This is a genomic window from Alloalcanivorax xenomutans (assembly GCF_900217905.1).
GTDB classification, from domain to species: domain Bacteria; phylum Pseudomonadota; class Gammaproteobacteria; order Pseudomonadales; family Alcanivoracaceae; genus Alloalcanivorax; species Alloalcanivorax xenomutans.
On sequence record NZ_OBMO01000001.1, the window covers coordinates 305,714 to 326,726 of the forward strand.

General features: G+C 61.4%; 17 protein-coding genes. 7 read left to right on the forward strand and 10 right to left on the reverse strand.

Annotated elements, in window-relative coordinates:
• Nucleotides 1-131: 131 nt before the first annotated feature.
• Genes CRO06_RS01390 through CRO06_RS01405 form a run of 4 tightly spaced genes read left to right on the forward strand, consistent with a single transcriptional unit; the run spans nucleotide 132 to nucleotide 4,559 of the window.
• On the forward strand, nucleotides 132-1,319 hold the full coding sequence (locus CRO06_RS01390; protein ID WP_022997195.1) for a hypothetical protein: 1,188 nt from the start codon (nucleotides 132-134) through the stop codon (nucleotides 1,317-1,319).
• 7 nt (nucleotides 1,320-1,326) lie between these two features.
• On the forward strand, nucleotides 1,327-2,241 hold the full coding sequence (gene lpxL, locus CRO06_RS01395) for an LpxL/LpxP family Kdo(2)-lipid IV(A) lauroyl/palmitoleoyl acyltransferase (protein WP_055098681.1): 915 nt from the start codon (nucleotides 1,327-1,329) through the stop codon (nucleotides 2,239-2,241).
• A 22-nt stretch (nucleotides 2,242-2,263) separates the two neighbouring features.
• Nucleotides 2,264-3,475, forward strand: a complete 1,212-nt coding sequence (locus CRO06_RS01400) for an O-antigen ligase family protein (RefSeq protein WP_055098682.1) — start codon at nucleotides 2,264-2,266, stop codon at nucleotides 3,473-3,475.
• Nucleotide 3,476: 1 nt separating this feature from the next.
• Entirely contained in the window at nucleotides 3,477-4,559 is a 1,083-nt protein-coding gene (locus tag CRO06_RS01405; protein WP_055098683.1) for a glycosyltransferase, read from the forward strand.
• On the opposite strand, the gene CRO06_RS01410 is transcribed toward CRO06_RS01405, so the two are convergent.
• The 10 genes from CRO06_RS01410 to tfpB all read right to left on the reverse strand — a co-directional run bounded on the left by CRO06_RS01410 (nucleotide 4,556) and on the right by tfpB (nucleotide 17,493).
• Nucleotides 4,556-5,887: a BUD32 family EKC/KEOPS complex subunit gene (locus CRO06_RS01410; RefSeq protein WP_055098684.1), complete on the reverse strand. Its 1,332-nt coding sequence runs from the start codon at nucleotides 5,885-5,887 to the stop codon at nucleotides 4,556-4,558. The genes CRO06_RS01405 and CRO06_RS01410 overlap by 4 nt on opposite strands.
• Nucleotides 5,884-6,789, reverse strand: coding sequence for a glycosyltransferase family 2 protein (locus CRO06_RS01415; RefSeq protein WP_022997188.1), 906 nt, complete (start codon nucleotides 6,787-6,789; stop codon nucleotides 5,884-5,886). Before CRO06_RS01415 ends, CRO06_RS01410 begins: the two co-directional genes overlap by 4 nt.
• Nucleotides 6,790-6,791: 2 nt before the next feature.
• On the reverse strand, nucleotides 6,792-7,637 hold the full coding sequence (gene rfaP / locus CRO06_RS01420; protein WP_022997187.1) for a lipopolysaccharide core heptose(I) kinase RfaP: 846 nt from the start codon (nucleotides 7,635-7,637) through the stop codon (nucleotides 6,792-6,794).
• Nucleotides 7,634-8,713, reverse strand: coding sequence for a glycosyltransferase family 4 protein (locus tag CRO06_RS01425; protein ID WP_097057560.1), 1,080 nt, complete (start codon nucleotides 8,711-8,713; stop codon nucleotides 7,634-7,636). Before CRO06_RS01425 ends, rfaP begins: the two co-directional genes overlap by 4 nt.
• Nucleotides 8,710-9,741, reverse strand: coding sequence for a lipopolysaccharide heptosyltransferase I (gene waaC, locus CRO06_RS01430; RefSeq protein WP_097057561.1), 1,032 nt, complete (start codon nucleotides 9,739-9,741; stop codon nucleotides 8,710-8,712). The genes CRO06_RS01425 and waaC overlap by 4 nt, the downstream gene beginning before the upstream one ends.
• Before the next feature lie 122 nt (nucleotides 9,742-9,863).
• Complete coding sequence (locus tag CRO06_RS01435) at nucleotides 9,864-10,637, reverse strand: lipopolysaccharide kinase InaA family protein (protein WP_055098687.1); 774 nt, start codon at nucleotides 10,635-10,637, stop codon at nucleotides 9,864-9,866.
• Between the two features lie 2 nt (nucleotides 10,638-10,639).
• Nucleotides 10,640-11,683: a lipopolysaccharide heptosyltransferase II gene (gene waaF / locus CRO06_RS01440; protein WP_097057562.1), complete on the reverse strand. Its 1,044-nt coding sequence runs from the start codon at nucleotides 11,681-11,683 to the stop codon at nucleotides 10,640-10,642.
• Between the two features lie 27 nt (nucleotides 11,684-11,710).
• Nucleotides 11,711-12,634, reverse strand: a complete 924-nt coding sequence (locus CRO06_RS01445) for a branched-chain amino acid transaminase (RefSeq protein WP_022997182.1) — start codon at nucleotides 12,632-12,634, stop codon at nucleotides 11,711-11,713.
• Between the two features lie 54 nt (nucleotides 12,635-12,688).
• Entirely contained in the window at nucleotides 12,689-15,556 is a 2,868-nt protein-coding gene (gene glnE, locus CRO06_RS01450) for a bifunctional [glutamate--ammonia ligase]-adenylyl-L-tyrosine phosphorylase/[glutamate--ammonia-ligase] adenylyltransferase (protein WP_055098689.1), read from the reverse strand.
• A 140-nt stretch (nucleotides 15,557-15,696) separates the two neighbouring features.
• Nucleotides 15,697-17,493 carry a type IV pilus assembly ATPase TfpB gene (tfpB, locus tag CRO06_RS01455; protein ID WP_097057563.1) on the reverse strand — a complete coding sequence of 599 codons (1,797 nt, stop codon included), beginning with the start codon at nucleotides 17,491-17,493 and terminating at the stop codon, nucleotides 15,697-15,699.
• Between the two features lie 124 nt (nucleotides 17,494-17,617).
• Between tfpB and CRO06_RS01460 the strand changes: the two genes are divergently transcribed.
• The 3 genes from CRO06_RS01460 to argA all read left to right on the forward strand — a co-directional run bounded on the left by CRO06_RS01460 (nucleotide 17,618) and on the right by argA (nucleotide 21,010).
• The gene (locus tag CRO06_RS01460) at nucleotides 17,618-18,298 is read left to right on the forward strand and encodes a TIGR00153 family protein (protein ID WP_022997179.1); all 681 of its coding nucleotides are present in this window, start codon (nucleotides 17,618-17,620) and stop codon (nucleotides 18,296-18,298) included.
• A 27-nt stretch (nucleotides 18,299-18,325) separates the two neighbouring features.
• Entirely contained in the window at nucleotides 18,326-19,594 is a 1,269-nt protein-coding gene (locus tag CRO06_RS01465) for an inorganic phosphate transporter (RefSeq protein WP_026948531.1), read from the forward strand.
• A 105-nt stretch (nucleotides 19,595-19,699) separates the two neighbouring features.
• Nucleotides 19,700-21,010, forward strand: a complete 1,311-nt coding sequence (gene argA / locus CRO06_RS01470) for an amino-acid N-acetyltransferase (protein WP_022997177.1) — start codon at nucleotides 19,700-19,702, stop codon at nucleotides 21,008-21,010.
• Nucleotides 21,011-21,013: the final 3 nt, after the last annotated feature.

The window sequence follows — 21,013 nt, forward strand, 5'->3', positions numbered from 1 at the left end:
CGCCAGGCTGTGGTTTTTCCCTGGCGCGCTCAGTACACTTCCGACTCGCCGGTGAAGGCGGACAACATGCAAGGGCTTTAACAGGTTCTCCCTCGATGGAGCACCGGGAGCGATCAACGGGATAAGCATCTATGACGGCATTGCGCCCTAACGTATTGGAAGGCCGGGGACTGCGGCTTTGGTTGACGGTTTCCTTCGCGGTGATGTTCACCGGACCCTTTCTGTTCCATTCCCGGGTCGCCCTTCTCAACGTGGTGGATGTGCTGTTCTTTCTGCCGTCACTAACCCTGTTGACCCGGGCCGTGGTCAGCGGTGATCGCCGCTTGTTGCTGTCCCCATGGCTGGTGCCGCTGTACGCCCTGCTCGGCTGGTTGCTGTTGACCATGGCCTGGGCGGATAACGCCAATACCTCCCGCACCGTGCGCGGCGTGGTGGAGATCATCACCCTGGTGGGGATCCTGCGCTGGCTGCATCTGTACTATCGGCACACGCTCAAACAGGCGCTGACCAACGCCGCCCTCACCTCCACCGTGCTGCTGGTGGTGATCATGATCAGCTACTACACCACCCAACCCCTGGGCAGCCCCCTGTTTGGTGAGTCAGTGCGTTTGATATTCGATCTGCCGCAACCCGGCCCGCTGCTGACCACCATGGCCCTGGTCACACCCTGTTTCATTCTGCTGGCCCAGGCGGTGGAAGAAGGCATCAACGCCAAAGGCGGACGGCGCGCCGCCGGCGCTCTGGTGGGATTCGGCTTCCTGGTGCTGGTGCAATGGCACACCGGCATCATGCTGCTGGTGGCGGCGCTCAGTTGGGTACTGCTGCGCGCGGAACAACGGATACTCGGCATGCTTGCCGCGGCGGTGGCGCTGTATCTGTCCCTGGATTTCGAGGTGCTTGGCAATATGGGCCAGTACTTCACCCACCCCTTCTTTGGCAACGGCCTCAGCCAGGAAACCGGTGAATCCCTGCTGGTGGGCGTGGACGAAGCGCTGCGGATCATTCCTCACCCGGACAATGTGCTGCTGGCGGTAATCCATTCCGCCGGGCTGGTGGGGCTGATTCTGTTCATCGCCGCCTGGGCGGTGCCCGCCTGGCGCCTGCCGGACGGTGAGCAGAACCTGCGCGAAGGGGCCATCTTCCTGATCGCCGTGGTACCGGGTCTGCTCGCCATGCTGTCGGTGGGCGCCTATCTATTGGTGCCGTTCCATCCCAGTTGGATGAGCCTGTGGATGCCGCTGGCTCTGATGCTGGCCAGCCTCAGCACCCGCGACACCATCCGCCCGCCAGTGCGGCACCCGCAACCCCAGCCGCAGTAACCGCACCATGGCTAAACGTCGACAACGACCCACGGATCCCCGCGACCCGCGCCTTTGGCCCACACGTGTGGGCCTGGCCCTGTTCTGGCTGATCGGCCAGTTACCCTGGGACCTGCTGCTGGCGCTGGGACGCGGCATCGGGCATCTGGGTTGGTGGCTGGCCAGGAAGCGGCGGCATATCGCCCTGACCAATCTGCGTCTGTGCTTCCCCGAACTCTCCGACACCGAGCGGGAAGCGCTGGCCCGGAAAGTGATGGTCAGCACCGGCGAGGCATTGATGGAGATGGCGGGCAGCTTCCACAACCGCCGCATCGACCTGGGCCAGCGGCTCTCGGTCACTGGCCTGGAGCACCTGGAAGCCGCTCGAGAGCGCGGCCAGGGGGTCCTGCTGCTAGGTATGCACTTCAATTCCATCGACGTCGGCAGCCGCCTGCTCGGCAAGTTCTTTACCTTCAGCGTGGTGTATCGACCCAACGACAACCCCTTGCTGGATCACCTGATCACCGAAGGCCGCGGCACCTGGCTCAAACACTCAGTGGACCGCCGTGACTTGCGGCAAACAGTACGGCTGCTGCGCCAGGGCGAAGTGGTGTGGTATGCCCCGGACCAGGACTACGGCACCGAACACGCCGTGTACGTGCCGTTCTTTGGTGTCCCCGCGGCCACCATCACCTCCACCAGCCGTATCGCCCGCATGGGCAAAGCGGCGGTGATCCCCTGTGCCCATTACCGCCTGCCTGGCGGGCGCTATAAGATCGAATTCGGTGAACCGCTAACCGACTTCCCCAGCGGCGATGACGAAGCCGACACCGCTCTGATCAACCGCACCATCGAGCACTACGTGCGCAAGCATCCCGAGCAGTATTTGTGGGTGCATAAGCGCTTCAAGCATCAGCCGGACAGTATTTCCCCCTATATATAAATGACTCACACGGAGCATCTCAATGGCTAGAAAAGAAAAGCTGCTATTGCTATGGGTGGCAGTTTCTTTCTGTCTTTTGTTTTCTGGCTTATTAATGTTTGGCCGCCGCCCTCGCGTACTAAACGTATTGGATGCGCTTTTCTTTATCCCAGCGTTTGTTTACGCGATAAAAACCAACCGAACCAACCTCCTCTCTCTTTTGAAGAAGCACATCCCCCTACTCTTCTTCCTCTTGTATGCCACAGTCTCTACTTTTTTTTCCGATGCACCCAATCCCAGCCGGTTTCTTAGGGCCTTCTTTCACATCTTCACTTTCTTCATTTTTGTGGAGACCATTATCAGAAGAGCCCCCAAAGCATTTTGGGGTGGCATGCTGATCGGCGTCTGCTTCGCCTCAGTCATCGCAATTATCGACTTCTATTGCTACTATTTCGTTGTCGGGCGCCCATTCACTAGCGAATTGTATGGCGGATTGTTTGAGACCTTCCAAATCAATCGCTTTATCACACTCGACACCAACCAGCTTTATGCCAGTATGTATTTCATAACTTTGCCGTTCTTTGCCTTTTTGGCATCCTCTCGGCTACCCAAGAGCTGGGCGACAACACTGGCGCCTTATTTTGCCACCATGTTGATCGTTATCTACCTGATCGCCAATCAGCGCCGATCCACGCTGGTCGCCTTAATGGCCGGGTGTCTTGTATTACCCTTGGTAACATTAAAGAAGCGCCTTCTGATCCCACTGGCACTCATTGTTGCTGTGGCGGGCAGCATTCTTGCTATTCATCCAGGTATGATTGTTGACCGAGGCTCCAGCAACCGAATCGTGATTTGGGAAGGTACTTGGGAGATGATCAAGGAGCGCCCTCTATTTGGTCATGGCATGTCCAACAAGACAGAGGCCATTCATATTGTCCGCCCGATGGACGGCGTACATGAGGCCATCGACCATCCACATAATTACTATCTTTCTTTAGTTTACTATTTGGGCTTTTTAGGGCTTGCTCTATGGACAATGATTTGGCTACCTACCGCTTTAAAATCATTACGACAGGGAAGGCAAGCGCATCTATCACTAGCAGCACTGACTACCGGGTTGGCAGCTGTACTATTTGATGGCATTCACCCCTATACACCTTTTATGTACAACTGGCCGAGCGTCTGGATTCCAATGGCTTTATTAATTGGCATCTACAGAACACAACATAATCCCATCCTCCAAAAGGTGTCATGAGATGCGTATCGCCCAGATTTGCAAATACGCCAACACCACGGTTCAAGGAGTTGATCTATTCGAGGAGGTCGCTCGCGCTTTCCCAGATCACCAGTTCGACTTCTACGTTCTGCATGGTGATAGCAACCACGCAGAAAGCCGCCTGAACTGCAATATGGTACACTGCCACTTCGCCAAAAAGCAGCTAAAACGGGTTCGATTCTCCGTTTTGATCGAATTATTAACCAAGCTTAGGCGAGCCCCACTTGATGTTGTCATAACCCACCGCGTCACCCCAACGATTCTGATAGCTCTAATACAGCTTTTCCTGAATATACCTAGAAAAATCGCGGTCATTCATGGCATCGGGCAGTTCCGAAAACCTCGAAGGAAGCTCTTTCTCCGTTTATGGCTGCGCAGCTGGACTATCGTTGCCGTCTCCGAAGCTGTGGCTGAGGATTTAGTTCGAAGTGGATTTTCCTCTAAGCAGGTAAAAGTCATTCGTAACGCAGTAAACGAAGAATTGGTTCAAAATAACCTTCTTTCACGGGAGGAAGCTCGCAAAGCCCTCGGCATCCCTAGTCATGTCGGCCGTCTGGCGGGCACCATCGGGCGCTTGCATCGAGTGAAAGGACACCGCTATTTGGTCCACGCGCTGGCAAAGGAACCTGCGGCTCTTCCAGTGGCTATCATTGGTGGCGGAAGCGAAGAGGCCGCTCTTAAGGCACAGATCAAACAGCAAGCTCTTCAGAATCGGCTATTTCTCTGCGGCCCTTTCAAAAATGCTTATCGCTATCTGAGTGCCTTCGACGTCTTTATTATGCCATCGGTGAGCGAAGGGCTGCCAATTTCCATATTGGAAGCAATTAGTGCAGGAGTCCCCGCTTTTGGCACCTCCGTAGGAGGTATACCGGAAATTCTACCGAATCCCGAATGGACGCTACCGCCTCAAGATAGTCAGGCGCTTGCCAAACGCTTACTCACTCTGACCACATGCACCGAGAGCGATCTCCGAACAATAGCAAAGGCGCAGCATCAGGTAATGGAAGACAAGTTTGGAATCGAGCAATACCATCAGGCTTTCCGGGAACTAGCTCTAGGCTAGTTCCCGGAGAATTGCTTCCAATTGTCATGGAAACGTTTCATTTCCCGCTTACCCTTACGCACCCCTCGTTCGTGCCAGCGACTGAATCCAGCACCGTCCAGGTCAATCCAATGAATATGTTCCAGGGCATCCACCAAAACGTTCTGCGCTTTGGTGTCACCGTGCCAAAATCCGGCGCAATGAAGCCTATCCAACCAATACTCGGCTTGCGGCGCGATACGATGCGCTCGGGGTGGATCATGCTCCATCAGATAGCTTAGCGCTACACCGTCTATACGGGGAAAGGCGATCACTGCCTGAGCATCGCGGCACCTTAGCAGCATAACAGGACGAGGCGTCGGCACACCCAACAGGGCCCAGGTCCAACCCATCAGCCAGGACACATCGGCTCTGCCACGAAACCAACGCTGTTTCAGACGCGCTTTCCAACTGGTATCGCGGTAATGCTTGATCACCCAATGCTCGTCACCATGAACACTGATGCGACTGCCCTTTTTTATCAACGGCAGGGAATCCGGCGCCACCAATGCTCTGGCTAGCGCTTTTTTTTCTTCGTCCGGCAAGGCACGTTCCACGAGCCAGTCACCATGCGCGTCGCTATGACTGGCGATAGCCGACGAAGCCCGGCGCCATTTCCTCAGGGCGCGGGCTATCCGCCGTCGGGAATGGCCATATACCCGGGCTCTCAAACTGGCTGACGGCAGGCCGCGTTCACTCAGAGCCCCCGTCACTCGATTCAGCAAAGTATCACGCAAGTCCAAGGGAGCCTGAGCACAAAACAACGCCAGGTTATCAAGAATAGCTCCCCGCCGGCGCCGACCTGCAGGCAGGGTGTCAATATCACCCGCATCAAGAATCAGAGCTTGCTGGCCATCAAACAGAAAGTTATCCAGATGCAGATCACGCTGGCGCCAACCGGCTTGATACAACCCAAAAACGCTGTCCAGCAGCGCAGGCATCACTTGGTCTTCCTGGTGACGAAGGGCGGCACCCGCGGGTTCACCGTCACACCATCGGGCTATCAGCACCGTGCCTTCGTCCATCTGGTGCAGCTCCAGAGGCTGAGGAGTGGGCAGGCCAGCGGCCAGAAGAGCCTTTTGCCGCTCCTGCTCCGGAGCGGCTTTCTCCGCCTCGGGTTGAAAGAATAACTTCGCGAACACCAGCTCACCGCGCCAGCGCGCGCGCATAGCCAACCGACGGCCCGGCAGATGACGCAGTATGCGATCCGCATACAAAGGTTCTTCACCAATCATCAGAGTGAACGCGGCCACCTCTCCCCACTCGCGACGGGAGAGCTGTGACAATGACAGCGGAGCATCACCGGTCATGCCGCCTCCCTTTTAAACAGACTGGCGATTACCCGGCGCACATAGCGGGGCCGCAACGCCAGCCAGGGGTCGGCACGCAGTGCCTGACAATAAAAGCGTTGAACCAGATCCGGCCACCCCCCTCTATCCGCCAGCTTCAGCAACGACAAGGCACGGCGGGCCCGGTATGGCTTCCGGTACGCCATGGCCCAGGAAGGCAAGCCATTGTTTTCGAATATCTGCTGCTCCAATTCCATTCCCACCGACAAAGCAGCCTGCAGATCATTCCGGCGGCTATCCGGGTGTTTATGCACATTCAACAATGGCTCAGGCAACGCCACGGCCGCGTAGCAGGCCAGAAGGTGAGCAAAAACCGGCATGTCCTCGGTATGACGCAGCTCTTCGCGGAAGTCCACCGTGGCAAACGCCTCCCGGTGGATAGCGCTGGCACCATTGCTAAATTGGATTTTTTTATTCAAATAAAGAGCGAAGTTGCGCTCCCGGTCATCACCAACGGGCCCGGGAGGAACCGATACGACCTTCCCTTCCGTCAAAGCATAGTGCCCTGCGATCACCAGCTTCGTTTGCGGGTGAGCCCGCACGCTGCTGGCGAAAGCAGAGAGCGCCCCAGCGCACAGCTCATCATCCGCATCCAGAAAAATCAGCCATTCATTGGACGTTTCTTCCACACCTCTGGCACGAGTCGCTGCCGGACCACGGTTACGCTGCGTCAAACAGCGTAACGGCCCGGCGCTCTCCGAAACCAGCCTCTCCATGACCTCAAGCGTGTTGTCGGTGGACCCATCGTCAATCACCAGCACTTCAAAATGCGGGTAGTCCTGGGTTAACACCGACTTTACCGCCCTTTCCAGGCAATGGCCGTAATTGTAGGCCGGTATGACCACCGAAAACGCCACGCTCATGGTCAAATATCCTTTCCCGGGTGCTCGGCGAACGGCAACGGAAACGCTGGTGTTTTTTCGAAGTAGCGCTGATAGATGCGCTCGCCCTCGCGACGACTGGCATCCAGCAGCGGCGTCTTGTCGCTGAGCGCTTCCCGTAGCGGCATGTCGGTGTAGATCCGTACGAAGCGCAATACATCGCGCCGGGTCAGAGAAAAGCGGGCGGTGGAGAAATACAAGCCGCCCAGGTCCTTGACCCGCCAGCGACGCGGCACCCGCCCTCGAACCTGGGAGCGATGCAGATCAATCAGATACAACGGCGCGGTGGCATCGTGCACGGCGGCCGCATCCCTGGGCATCAGAAAATGCCCCAGGTAGAAATCACGGTGATTCACACCGGCATCGTGCATGCGTTTGGCAATCTCCGCCACGCGCCGGATCAGTGCCCATTTAAAGGTCGCCGGTGGCGGATTCCCGCGCCAGGTCTCGCCAAGTTCTTCCAGGCTCACGGTGTCCAGCAATTCCTCGGTGACCAGGAAACTTTGCCGGGACGCCGGGTTAAGGCCGCGCTCGCCATAGCCAACGACGGTGAGTGTATCCAGCCCGGCTTCCGCCACCCGGCGAATGGCGCGCACTTCCGACATGGCGCCGAGAATCGGCAGTTTGGCCTGGGTCAGATTCTTGAGGATTTCACCCCAACCGATGCCCCCATGGTACTTGAGAAAATAATGCCCGCGCCCGGTCTGAAAACGCAGTGTGCGGCGCCCCTCCCGTTCCCGGAACACCTCCCCTTGTTGGCGGGCGGCCTGCTCGAACGGGTCCTCGCCGCGCCAGGCCTCGGCCAGATCGTCACGCAGATACAGCGTCATGAAGACTTCCTTGGATAGCGTTCAATGGCGTCCACCGCGTGGCGCACCAGATCGTAGATATCCGCGCTCTCAGCGAACGCCCTGCCACGCTGACGCCACTGGTCCCTTGATGTGGCCATCAATGCCTGAACATCGGCGGCGGACGGTTCGGCACTGACCTTACCCATGTTCGCCCGCTCAATGTAGGGCGCGTAGCCGCAAGCCGGGGTGGTCAGCACCGGCAGGCCGGCCACCGCCGCTTCCAGCAATACCGTGCCGGTATTTTCCGCATAGGCGGGGTGGACCAGCAAGTCCGCGCTCCACAGCCATTCCGCCACGTTATCCTGACCGCCCATGAAGTGCACGCGGTCCTGTACCCCCAGCCGGCGGGCCTGGCGCAGGTAAGACGCCGGGTTATCGTCACCCACCACATACAACGGGATGTTCTCCGGTAAGTCCGGCAGCAACGCGATGGCGCGATCCAATCCCTTGGTGCGAAAACCGGAACCAACGAACAGCAACATCGGCGTGTCCTCGGCCAGCCCCAGCCCGGCTCGCAGGCGTTGGCGGCAAGAGGCATAGTCCTCCGGCAGAATGCGGTCACGGCGGATGCCCGGCGGCAAATCCACGAAGCGCTCGCCGGCGGTGCCGTAGTGGCGTTGGTACAAGGCTCGCTGAGGCGGAGAAATAGAAAGGATCCGTGTGCCGACGTCCGCCCCGAACACCGCGGCTTCCTTGGCCAGTTTGTCGCGGTAGCGGGAAAGCCAGCGCCGCGCGCCCCGATAACGGGCCGCCAGGCAGCCATCGGCGGCGTAATACCAATCCAGTCCCGGCATTTTGTTGAAACCCACCACGCTGTCGAAGCCTTCCAGTCGGTCCCGCACCTGCCGGGCGAAGCGATCGTCGCGAACATGGTTCATGCCGTCGTGCACCGGCAAGGTTTCCACCGCCAGCCCCGGTTCCGGCTCACCGTGCCAGGCGCGGGTGAACACCGTGACCTCCTGGCCCCGGGACTGTGCCTCCCGGGCGATGGCGAGCATGTCCCGCTGCAGGCCCCCGTAGGGGAAATATTCAAACAACAGGAAGGCCAGCTTCATGGATCCGTGACCTCCAGCAGCCGTTGCCACACCCACTGCGGTTTGAGGCTGCTGAAGCAGGGTGGCTCCACCCCTTTACCCAGACTGCCCCGGTAGGTGCATTTCTCTTGCACACAGGGCGCGCAGGGGAATTCCGCGCCCAGGGATTGGGCCCGGCTGCCCCAGACGCCGGTCAGCCGCGGATCGGTGGGGCCGTACAGCGCCACTCCGGGCATGCCGGTGGCGGCGGCCAGGTGAGCCAGTCCGGTGTCCACGGCAATGAACGCATCCCAGCCGAGGAATCGTTCGGTCAGCGCCTCCAGCGACAGGCGCTGCAGCACTCGCGCGCCAGGCACACCGCGAACCAGCCGTTCCGCCCGGCGTTTTTCGGTTTCATCACCCCAAGGCAGGTGCACCCGGTGTCCGGCCTCGTCGGCCCATTCCACCAGTTCACGCCAGAACGCCTCGGGGTAGTGTTTGGTGGGCCAGGTAGTGCCATGACAGAACACCAGATCCGCGCCCGGGGTCAATAGAGAGCGCGGCTCCTGTTGCCGGTGCAGACCGTAATCCGGGGCGCTATCCGGCGTGGCATAGCCGAGCACACGAGCGAACAGTTCCCGCACCCGGCTGACCGCGTGCCCGCCACGGGGGATGGGTAAGGGATGATCCAGCACACGGGCCGACAAAGCCTCCCGGGCGGAGGTGCGGTCAAGGCCGTACTTGGGCCCTCGCGCCAGCCGTGTCAGGAAAGCGCTCTTGATCAGTCCCTGGGCGTCGATCACCGCGTCGTATTCGGTCGCCTGAAGGCGTGCTCTGAAACCGCCCCATTCACCGCTGCGGCGAGCTCTCAGAGGATGGCGGCGCCAGCGGCGCAGGGCACAGGGCAACACCTGCTCCACCGCCGGGTGCCGACCGGCCAGATCCGCAAAGGCTTCCTCCACCACCCAGTCCACACGTAATCCGGGCACCACCGCCTGGGCGTCGGTCAACGCCGGCAGGGTGTGGATGACGTCCCCCATGGACGAGGTTTTGATCAGAAGAACGCGCATGTGCTTCCTGGTATTAGGGCCCGACAGTCGCCCGCCATCATAACGGCTGCTTGGGGCCGGTTCATGCTCTTTACCGAAAAGATCGTGAACTTAGCGCCTGTCCATGACCTTTAAGCCTGTTCTTAGCGATAGTGCAGTTTACGGGCCAGCCAGCGGGCAAGAATTTTGCCATCCTCGCTGAGATGGCCGGTGTCCAGGTAATACTTGAGGAACCGGAGCTGATCGCGCCGGCTGACATTCTTGCTGCGCCGCGCCAGGCTTTCCAGATCCCGGAACAGGTGGCGGAAGCCGGTGAACAGGTGGGTCTTTTCCAAATCAATGAAACGGACGTCGAACCGCTCCAGTGCCGGCCGCCAGGCCACGAAAACATGCTTGGGGTAGAGATTGCGATGGGCAAAGCCCCGCAGATGCATGAAACGCAGCGTCATGCCCACGTCTTCCAGCAAACGCCAGCGCCGCTCCAGCGGCAGCGCCGGCATATCGATTTGATCGAGACTCTGAAAGCCGTCCAGTCCCAGGCTCACCAGGACATAGTGCTCATCACCGTTGTCATCGACGAAGTGATCGAAAAACACCGGCCGCGCCACCGGCACGCCCTTTTTCAAGCAGGCGGACAACGCCCTGAACTCCGTTTCCAGGGTGGCCCGCCCCCGCACGGGGTGGCGCAAGGATCGTCGGCGCTGGTTGCACTGGCATTTTATATAGAGGTTGTGACGCAACCCCGTGCCATCGTCCATTTGCAGACGATAGACATGCATGCTGCCGCCATAGCGCAGGTTGGGTTCATCCACCAGCGCCTTGTCCGGCAACGCCAGCCAGGCAGCGGCGTAATCGAGACGCCAGCGGATCAGCGCCGGACGCCAGTCCGGATCAATATACTTCCGGGGTACACGCACACTTAATCCTCCTTGACGGCCAGGTCCTGCAAAGCGGAGATCACTCGCGCCGGTTCCAGTTGGCGCAAGCAATTGAGGTGACCCAGGGGGCACTCACGCTGGAAACAGGGACTGCAATCCAGCCCCAGACGCACCACCCGCACCGCCGAACCCAGTGGTGGCGTGAAGTCCGGAGAGGTGGAGCCGTAAACCGCCACCAGCGGACGTCCGAGGGCCGCGGCGATGTGCATCAGTCCCGAATCGTTGCTGACCACCGCGTTGGTGGCGGACAGCAAATCCACCGCTTGTTCCAGGCTGGTGCTGCCGGCCAGCAGTTGTACCGAAGGCCGCTGCGCCCCGGGCAGTGCATCGCGAATGGCCCGCGCCACGGGCAGATCCTTGCCGGATCCGAAAATCCAGACCTGGCCGCCGCGGGTGCTGATCCAGTCCCGCGCCACCTCGGCGTAGTGGTATTCCGGCCAGCGCTTGGCCGGGCCGAACTCCGCCCCGGGACAAAGCCCGAGCACCGGCACATCCCGATTCAAACCGTGGGCCCGCAGTGCCTGCTCCAGGCTGTCCTCACTAACCACCAGATGCGGCGGGGTGATCGTCTCAAGCAGCGGCGGAGCGGCTTGAGAGGGCAACGCCAGGGCAACGAAACGCTGCACCATCAAGGGATAACGCTGCTTGTCGAGTACCCGGACGTCGTTGAGCAGGCCATAGCGCATCTCGCCACGCCACCCCGTGCGTACCGGTACCCGGGCCCAAAAGGGCACCAACGCGGATTTCAGAGAGTTGGGTAAAACGAAACATTGATCGTAGCGACCACGCAGGGAGCGACCCAGCTTCCGGCGGGCAGCCAGCTTCAGATCGCCATGGTCGAACGGCAAATCGAGGGGGGCGCGCACTTCCGGCATGCGCGATAACAAGGGCCGGCACCAGGCGGGCGCCAGAACATCGATGGCGCAGTCCTGTTGCCGTTGCAGCTCGGCGAACAGGGTCTGCGCCATCACCATGTCACCCACCCATGAAGGGCCGACGACAAGGATGCGCTGGGATTCGGACATCAGGCGTCAGGCGTCCGTCTTCGCGTCTCAGACCGCGAAGGTCAGCCAGTTCTGGTACTCGTCCAACTTGCCGCGCACCAGATCGAAGTACACCGCCTGCAGCTGCTCGGTGATCGGCCCCCGCTTGCCTTCACCGATGATACGGCCGTCCAGCTCACGGATCGGCGTCACTTCCGCCGCGGTGCCGGTGAAGAAGGCTTCGTCGGCGATGTAGAACTCGTCCCGGGTGAGACGCTTCTCACGTACCTTGTAGCCCCGTTCCTCGGCCAGTTGGATGATGGTCTTGCGGGTGATGCCGTCCAGACAGGACGTCAACTCCGGGGTGTACAGCACCTTGTCGCGGATCAGGAACACGTTCTCGCCGGAGCCTTCGGCCACGTAGCCTTCATTATCCAGCAGCAGGGCTTCATCGGCACCACCGGAGAGGGCTTCGTTCAACGCCAGCATGGAGTTCATGTAGCTGCCGGAAGACTTCGCCTTGCACATGGTGATGTTCACATGGTGGCGGGTGTAGCTGGAGGTACGCACCTTGATACCCAGCTCCAGCGCTTCCGGAGACATGTAGGATGGCCATTCCCAGGCGGCCACGGCCACGTGCACATTAAGACCGGCGGCGCGCAGGCCCATGCCTTCACTTCCGTAGAACACCAGCGGACGCAGGTAAGCGTGGGGCAGCTTGTTTTCCCGTACCACGTCGATTTGCGCCTGGTTGATCACATCCTTGGCGTACGGCACCTTCATGTTGAGAATATGCGCGCTGTTGAAGAGCCGGTCCGTGTGCTCCCGCAGGCGGAAGATAGCCGGGCCCTTGTCGGTCTCGTAGGCCCGCACGCCTTCGAACACGCCCATGCCGTAATGCAGGGAATGCGTCAGCACGTGCACCTTGGCATCGCGCCAGGGCACCAGTTTACCATCCAGCCAGATAACACCATCTCTATCAGCCATGGACATGGCGGTCATTCTCCCAGAACTATGACCCGTGGAAGCGTGCCTTGCCGGGCACGTCTATTCTTCGAGGTCGAACCATTGCTTCCAAATCGCACGAACCCCCTCCCGCAGATCGCGGAATTCGGCATCGTCGACGATGGATTTCTCTTTGCGCAGCGAGGCGCGATGAGCCGCTGACCGGTAGGCCAGGTAGGCTTCCCTTAACAATCCGGCGTCCTGCGCCGGCATCAGTTCCAGAGCGGCAAGCGTTTCCAGCAACCGCACGTTATCGGTGAAGCGGGTCAGTTCACCGTGGGAGGAGGCCCATCTGAGTACGCCATATTGCACCATAAATTCGATATCAACGATACCTCCAGGATCCTGCTTGAGGTGGAAACGGCCTTCCTCCCCCGATCCCAGGTGCGTCACCATGCGTTCGCGCATGGCCAGAACATCATCACGCAGCCCCCGCGGATCGCGCGGCTGACACAGCACCTGATGACGAATCGCGTCGAACGCCTGACGCGCCCGGTTGCAACCGGCCACCACCCGGGCCCGCACCAGAGCCTGATGTTCCCAGGTCCAGGCATCCTGGGTCTGATACTTTTCGAACGAGGCCATGGACGACACCAGGAGCCCGGATTTGCCGCTGGGACGCAGCCGCATATCCACTTCGTACAGCTGACCGCTCATGGTGCGGGTGGAAAGGATATGAACGATGCGCTGCCCCAGGCGGGCGTAGAACTGCTCATTGGAGACCGGTTTGTCACCGTCGGTATTGCCGCCGGGGGCGGCATCGTGCAGGAACACCAGGTCCAGATCCGAGTTATGTCCCAGCTCGATGCCGCCGAGCTTGCCGTACCCCACCACCACGAAATCCGGGTCGCAGGGCTGACCGCTGTCCCGGGACGGCTTGCCGTGGCGTTCCACCAACGGCTCCCAGGCCAGCATCACCACCTGATTGAGAATGCTCTCCGCCAGCCAGGTGAGGTAATCGCTCACCTTCATCAGCGGCAGCACCTGGGTCACCTCTGATGCCGCCACCCGCAGCAGGTGAGCCTGTTTGAAGTTCCTCAGCACCTCCATCTGCTGCTCCAGGTCATCCTCCGCCACTCTCAGCAATTGCTGGCGCAACTCATCATCCAGTTCGGTCCGGGCGGGCGGCGAGTACAGCGTGCCAACGTCCAGCAACTCGTCCAGCAACACCGGGTGGCGCGCCAGCCTTTCAGCGATCCAGGGGCTGGCCCCGGACAGTTTCACCAACTGGGTCAGGGCGCCGGGATTTTCCACCAGTAGCGCGATATAGGCGCTGCGCCGCAGTACCGCTTCGATAAAGGCCACCAGTCGTGCCGCGGTGACCGCGCCGTGGCCCTGATAGCCCAGACTTTCCAGCAGTAACGGCATCAACCGGTCGAGACGGTCGCGGCCGATACGCTGCATGTTCTCCACCGCCCGGCTCTCGCGCAGCTCATGGATCAGTCCATGAACCTGCTCCGCCTCCTGGATGCCCATGTTTGCCAGGGTGGCGATGGCAGCCTCGGGCTCCAGCCGCCCCTGCCAGACATCCACCAGATCCTGATCGCCCTGGCGCTCGTCGGATTCCTGTTCGGGATCGGCGATCACCTGACTGAAGTGGAAGCGCACCCGTTCCCGGTGGCGGCGCAAGCCGCGTTCGAATACACGCCGTGAGGAAAACCCCATGGCAAAGGTCAACCGCTCCCAGCCGGCTTCGTCGTCGGGCAGCCGCTGGGTTTGCCGGTCCGCCACCGCCTGCAGCCGATGTTCCACATCACGCAGGAACACGTAGGCGTCCCGCAACTCCTCCACCACATCCTCGGGCAACAGGCCCTGCTCGAGCAGCAGCGGCAGCACCTGGATCAGGTTGGGTTGGCGCAGCGCCGGCAACTGACCGCCACGGATCAATTGGAAGGCCTGAACGATGAATTCCACTTCACGAATACCGCCGGCACCGAGTTTGACGTCCGCCTGCATCCCCTTGCGGTTCACTTCCCGCTCGATCAGGGATTTCATCTCGCGCAGGGACTGGAACGCGCCGTAGTCGATGTAACGGCGATAGACGAAGGGATTGAGCCGCTCCACCAGGCGGGCACCGGCCTGCAGATCCCCGGCCACCGGGCGCATCTTGATCAGCGCGTAGCGTTCCCATTCCCGGCCCTGGGTTTCGTAGTAACTTTCCATGGCGTCGAAGCCCACCGCCAGGGCACCGCTCTTGCCCCAGGGACGCAGCCGCATGTCCACGCGGAACACGAAACCGTCGGCGGTGGTCTGGTCCAGCGCCTTGATCAGCTGCTGGCCGAGACGCTGGAAAAACTGGTGATAGCTGAGCGCGCGCCGCTCGCCTTCCAGCTCGCCCTCATGCTCATAGGCGAAGATCAGGTCGATATCGGAGGACAGATTCAGTTCCCGCGCGCCCAGCTTGCCCATGGCGAACACCACCAGCTTCACCGGCTGACCATCCGGCCCCGTAGGCGTGCCCTGGCGGGCACGGGCCCAGTCGTAAAGCTGCTCCAGAGCGCAGGAAATCAGAGTATCGGCCAACAGGGACAGGTCCGCCACGGTGCTGTGGTAGTCGCCCTGTCCGGCCAGATCCCGCCAGATGATGCGGGCCATATGGCGCTGCCGCAGCCGCCGCAGCACCTGTTTCAGCTCATCCTCGCCGGCACAGGCGGCCACTGCCTGTTGCACCTGGGCAACCAGCGACATCGCGTCCAGGCGTTGATTCAGGGAGTGCTCGAGCAACCAGGGCCCCAGTTCACCGTCACGAATAAACTGTTCCGCCACGAAGTCGGAACCCGCCCAGACTTTGGGCAGATCGGCGAGCAGAGCGTCAGGCAGGGTATGGCCCGCCTCCTGAAACCGTTGCCAATGCTGGCCAACCAGCTGGGCAAGGTCATCGGGCAGGCCGGAATAGTCCGGTTCTGTCATGGGTGGTATTGTCCACGGCCTCGAAACATAACGAAAGACCAGGGACGACATACCGATGGTCGGCCACGATGCTCCCCCGGGATGCACCGGCCTCGTCCCCGCCCTCCTCCCTGGCCTGGATGCCACGCATCCCGACCAGGTCAGGCCAACAGCATATCCGGGGACGGCGTTACCCGCATCACTTCTTCCACCGTGGTGAATCCGGCGGCCACTTTCTGGGCGCCGCTGATACGCAGCGGCTTCATGCCACCCCGCACTGCTTCACGGGTAAGCGACTCGAGATCGCCACCACGATTGACCAGGCTTTTTACCGGCGCCGCCAGCGGCATGGCTTCATACACCCCCATCCGCCCCAAATAGCCGGTGCCCCGGCACTCCAGACAGCCCACCGGCCGATACCAGGTTGCCGGCTGAGTCATCTTGAATGGCCGCACCAGCTCCCGCCAGGATGCCGCGTCCACCGCTTGCGGCGCCTTGCAGTGCGGGCACAGGGTCCGCACCAACCGCTGGGCCATGACCCCGGTGACAGCGGCGGTGATCAGATAAGGCGGCACGCCGAGATCGGTGAGCCGCACAATCGACGAAGGCGCATCATTGGTGTGCAGGGTGGACAACACCAGGTGGCCGGTCAGCGCCGCCTGGATCGCCATTTCCGCGGTGGCCAGATCGCGAATCTCGCCGATCATGATGATGTCCGGGTCCTGCCGCAGCATCGCCCGCACCCCCTCGGCGAAGCCGACGTCGATATTGGCCTGCACCTGCATCTGATTGAAGCTGGGTTCCACCATTTCGATGGGATCCTCGATGGTGCAGACATTGACCTCGCTGGTCGCCAGCTGCTTGAGCGTGGAATACAGGGTGGTGGTTTTACCGGAGCCGGTGGGCCCGGTGACGAAGACGATGCCGTGAGTGTGGCCGGTCATGGCCCGCCAGGCCTGGTGGTCCTCCTGGCTGAAGCCCATCTGCGCGAAGCTGCGCACCAGTACCTCCGGATCAAAGATCCGCATCACCATCTTCTCGCCAAAGGCGGTGGGCAACGTGGACAGCCGCAGCTCCACCTCATTGCCATCCGGTGTTTTGGTCTTGAGGCGACCGTCCTGAGGTTTGCGCTTCTCCGCCACGTTCAGCCGGGACAGGATCTTGAGGCGGCTGGTCACCGCCGCCATCACCGGTGCCGGCAATTCATAGACGTCGTGCAGAACGCCGTCGATACGAAAACGCATGCGCCCGGTATCCCGGCGCGGCTCCAGGTGGATGTCGCTGGCGCGTTGGGAGAACGCATACTGCAGGATCCAGTCGACGATATTGACGATGTGCTGGTCATCAGCGTCCGGCCGCCCCCGCCCGACCTCCAGCAGCTGCTCGAAATTGGCGATATCCGTGCCGCCCTGTCCACCGGAGCGGCGAGCCCCGGCGATGGAGCGGCTGAGATTGTAGAATTCAATGCGATAGCGGCGCAGCGCCTCCGGGTTCGCCAGTACCACCCGCACCGCCCGGTCCCCCAGCACCTGCTGCAGATCCTCGCGCCAGTCCAGCCGGTAAGGCTGATCGCAGCCCACCACCACCGTATCCGCCGACACTTCCAGCGCCAGGATGCCGTGGCGTTCGGCGAAGGCGTAGCTCATTACCTCGGTGACCCGGTCCACTTCCACCTTGAGCGGGTCGATGTGATACAGGCTCAGACCGCTTTTTTTCGCCAGCCAGGCGGTCAGCACTTCGATGTCGAGGAGAGTGTGCTCGTCCTGGCGGTCGGCCAGCCGGTATTTCGCCACCACCTGCAGCGGATGCCAGCTCTGTTCACTGCTTTCCCGCGGCGTGGTGGAGATCACGTTGTAGTCTTCCCGGGTCACGCGCTGCTCTTCGAGCAATTCACGCATGACCCAGCGAACATCCAGCTCGAACGCCCGGGACGGGCGAGCCGTGGTGGCACCGATCACTACTACCCCCAAAAACCCATCTCACAATTAAGAAGATAGTATCAGCTTCCCATGAGATAGGCAGCGGCGCCGCTATCCACTATACTCGCGCCCACTTCAGTGACGATTCCGTGACAGGGTCCCTATGTCCTTTGGCAGCTCCATCGCCGGCCTTTTCGGCCGATCGCCGATACGCCCCCTGCAAAAGCATTACGACACCGTGCACGATTGCGCTTTGGGCCTGGGCGATTTCTTCTCCGCGGTCCGCGACAGTGACTGGGAACGTGCCCGCGAGGCCCGCCAGCGCATCGCCCAACTGGAAAACCAGGCCGACGAGCTGAAGAAAGAGTTCCGCCTCAATTTGCCCAAAAGCCTGTTTTTGCCGGTGCCCCGCTCCGATCTGCTGGAACTGGTCAGCGTGCAGGACAAGGTGGCCAACAAGGCCAAGGACATCGCCGGTCTCATGCTGGGCCGGCAGATGACGCTCCCCCCCAGCCTCGCCGATAGCATGACCGACTATCTGCAAGGCGCCATCGATACTTCCGCCCAGGCCAAGAAGGCCATCAATGAACTGGACGAACTGGTGGAAACCGGTTTCAGCGGCCGGGAAATCCGTCTGGTGGAAGAGCTCATCGAGGAACTGGATCGCCTGGAACGGGCCAACGACGACCAGCAGGTGCAGATCCGCGCCCAGCTGTTCAAATTGGAATCCGAATTGCCTCCGGTGGATGTGATGTTCCTATACAAGATCATCGACTGGATCGGTGACCTGGCCGACCGCGCTCAAAAGGTTGGCGGCCATCTTCAATTGTTGCTTGCCCGCTAGGGTCCGGCAGACCAGCAGAGGTTCCCTATGGAGTGGATGCTCGAACACAGCACCCTGATGCTGCTCATTGCCGGCGGCGCCGGTTTCCTGATGGCCCTGGGCGTGGGCGCCAATGACGTTGCCAACGCCATGGGCACGTCGGTGGGGGCGCGGGCCCTCACCGTCAAACAGGCGGTTCTGATCGCCATCGTTTTCGAGTTCGCCGGGGCCTACCTGGCCGGCGGCGAAGTCACCGCCACCATCCGCAAGGGCATCATCGACGCCGAGGTGTTCAACCAGACGCCTCATTATCTGGTCTACGGCATGCTCGCCGCGTTACTGGCCGCCGGTATCTGGCTGGTGGTGGCCTCCTGGGCGGGCTGGCCGGTATCGACCACCCACTCCATCGTCGGCGCCATCGTCGGCTTCGCCGCGGTTGGCGTGGGCATGGACTCGGTGCATTGGGGGCAGGTGGGTTCCATCGTCGCCAGTTGGGTCACCTCGCCGCTGCTGGCGGGCTTCCTCTCCTTCGCCTTGATAAAGAGCGTGCAGAAACTGGTTCTCAACCATGACGACCCGTTCCAGCGGGCCAAGAAAGTGGTGCCGTTCTACATGTTCCTGGTGGGTTTCGTGATCACCAAGGTAACCCTGGTCAAAGGCCTCAAGCACGTGGGGCTGGAGATGAGCTTTGGCGCCAGCACCCTGTGGGCCATCGCCGGCGGCGCCGTGGTGGCCGGCCTCGGGGTTCTGTTCCTGAGCCGCATCCAGCCGGATCCGGAAGCCGACAAGGATTTTCGTTTCAGTTCGGTGGAGCGGGTGTTCGCGGTACTGATGATTTTCACCGCCTGCGCCATGGCCTTCGCGCATGGCTCCAATGACGTGGCCAATGCGGTGGGCCCGCTGGCGGCGATCAGCAGCGTGCTCGCCAATGGCGGCGTGATTGGCAAGGAAGCGATTATTCCCAGTTGGGTTTTACTGGTAGGGGCCATGGGGATCGTCTTTGGCCTGGCGGTACTCGGCGCCCGGGTGATGGCCACGGTGGGCACCAAGATCACCGAGCTGACCCCGAGCCGCGGCTTCGCCGCCGAACTGGGCGCCGCCACCACCGTGGTGCTGGCGTCCGGCACCGGCCTGCCCATCTCCACCACCCACACTCTGGTGGGCGCGGTACTCGGCGTCGGCATGGCGCGCGGCATTGGCTCGCTCAACCTGCGCGTGATCAGCACCATCTTCACCTCCTGGATCGTCACCCTGCCCGCCGGGGCGCTGTTGTCGATTCTGTTCTTCTATTTCTTCAAGGGCCTGTTCGGGGCCTGACCCATCGCGGCCCACGGGCCGCGAGCGCTTTTGTCCCAGCCCCCTGGCGCGGCCCCGGCCGCGCTGGCTATACTGGCCCATCCCCTTGATTGGCCGAGAAAAACCGTGAGCACTACCGACCAGGTAAACTGGTTTCGCAACTCCTCCCCCTACATCAACGCCCATCGTGGCCGCACTTTCGTGGTGATGATGACCGGTGAGGTCCTGGACAGTCCGTTACTGCCCTCCCTGGTGCATGACCTGGCGCTGCTCAACACCCTCGGCGTGCGCCTGGTCCTGGTCCACGGGGCCCGGCCGCAGATCAGCCGGCGCCTTCATGCCGCCGGCCTGGAAACCCATTTCGAGCACCACACCCGGATCACCGACAGCGCCGCGCTGGAAGCGGTGATCGCCGCGGTGGGCGCACTGCGGCTGAAGCTGGAAGGCCTGTTCTCCATGGGGCTGGCGAACACCCCCATGCACAACGCCTCGATCCAGCTGATCAGCGGCAACTTCGTCATCGCCAAACCCAAGGGGGTACGCGATGGATTCGACTACCAGCACACCGGCGAGGTGCGCCGCATAGAGGTCGGACCGATCCGCCGGCAGGTGGACGCCGGCAACGTGGTGCTGCTGTCACCGCTGGGAAGCTCCCCCACCGGCGAGCTGTTCAACCTGAATGCGGAGGAAGTGGCCTCCACCGCCGCCATCGCCCTGGCCGCCGACAAGTTGATCGTACTGGGCGACGGCGTGCGCATCGACGATGAACACCAACGCATACTGCGCGAGCTGACCCCGCAGGAAGCCGGGCGCCTGCTCGCCGACCAGCGCCTGCAGGACAGCGCCCTGGAACGGCATCTTACCGCCGCCTGTCACGCCGCCAGTAACGGTGTGGCACGCGCCCACCTGCTGGATGCCGGCGACGACGGCGTGCTGTTGAAGGAACTGTTCACCCGGGACGGCTGCGGCACCATGGTCACGCGGGAGACCTACGAAACCCTGCGCGGCGCGCGCATCGAGGATGTCGGCGGCGTGCTGGAACTGATCTCTCCGCTGGAGGCGGACGGCACCCTGGTGCGCCGTTCCCGGGAGCTGCTGGAAAGCGAGATACAACGCTTCCTGATCATCGAGCGGGATGGCATGGTGATCGCCTGCGCGGCGCTCTACCCCTTCCCCGATGAAAAAGTGGGCGAGTTGGCCTGCGTCGCCGTGCATCCGCAGTATCGCAGTGGCGAGCGCGGCATTCAGTTGTTGCGGCAACTGGAGCGGCGGGCACGGGAACAGGGCCTGGAACGGCTGTTCGTGCTCACCACCCATACCGCCCACTGGTTCCAGGAACAGGGGTTCCAGCCGGCGGATGTGCACAGCCTGCCGGCGCAACGGCAACAGCTGTACAACTGGCAGCGCAATTCCAAGGTGTTCGTCAAGACGCTCTGACCA

Coding starts and splice junctions, on each gene's coding strand:
- CRO06_RS01390 (WP_022997195.1), top strand. CDS start 132: ATGACGGCATTGCGCCCTAACGTATTGGAAGGCCGGGGACTGCGGCTT.
- lpxL (WP_055098681.1), top strand. CDS start 1,327: ATGGCTAAACGTCGACAACGACCCACGGATCCCCGCGACCCGCGCCTT.
- CRO06_RS01400 (WP_055098682.1), top strand. CDS start 2,264: ATGGCTAGAAAAGAAAAGCTGCTATTGCTATGGGTGGCAGTTTCTTTC.
- CRO06_RS01405 (WP_055098683.1), top strand. CDS start 3,477: ATGCGTATCGCCCAGATTTGCAAATACGCCAACACCACGGTTCAAGGA.
- CRO06_RS01410 (WP_055098684.1), bottom strand. CDS start 5,887: ATGACCGGTGATGCTCCGCTGTCATTGTCACAGCTCTCCCGTCGCGAG.
- CRO06_RS01415 (WP_022997188.1), bottom strand. CDS start 6,789: ATGAGCGTGGCGTTTTCGGTGGTCATACCGGCCTACAATTACGGCCAT.
- rfaP (WP_022997187.1), bottom strand. CDS start 7,637: ATGACGCTGTATCTGCGTGACGATCTGGCCGAGGCCTGGCGCGGCGAG.
- CRO06_RS01425 (WP_097057560.1), bottom strand. CDS start 8,713: ATGAAGCTGGCCTTCCTGTTGTTTGAATATTTCCCCTACGGGGGCCTG.
- waaC (WP_097057561.1), bottom strand. CDS start 9,741: ATGCGCGTTCTTCTGATCAAAACCTCGTCCATGGGGGACGTCATCCAC.
- waaF (WP_097057562.1), bottom strand. CDS start 11,683: ATGTCCGAATCCCAGCGCATCCTTGTCGTCGGCCCTTCATGGGTGGGT.
- CRO06_RS01445 (WP_022997182.1), bottom strand. CDS start 12,634: ATGTCCATGGCTGATAGAGATGGTGTTATCTGGCTGGATGGTAAACTG.
- glnE (WP_055098689.1), bottom strand. CDS start 15,556: ATGACAGAACCGGACTATTCCGGCCTGCCCGATGACCTTGCCCAGCTG.
- CRO06_RS01460 (WP_022997179.1), top strand. CDS start 17,618: ATGTCCTTTGGCAGCTCCATCGCCGGCCTTTTCGGCCGATCGCCGATA.
- CRO06_RS01465 (WP_026948531.1), top strand. CDS start 18,326: ATGGAGTGGATGCTCGAACACAGCACCCTGATGCTGCTCATTGCCGGC.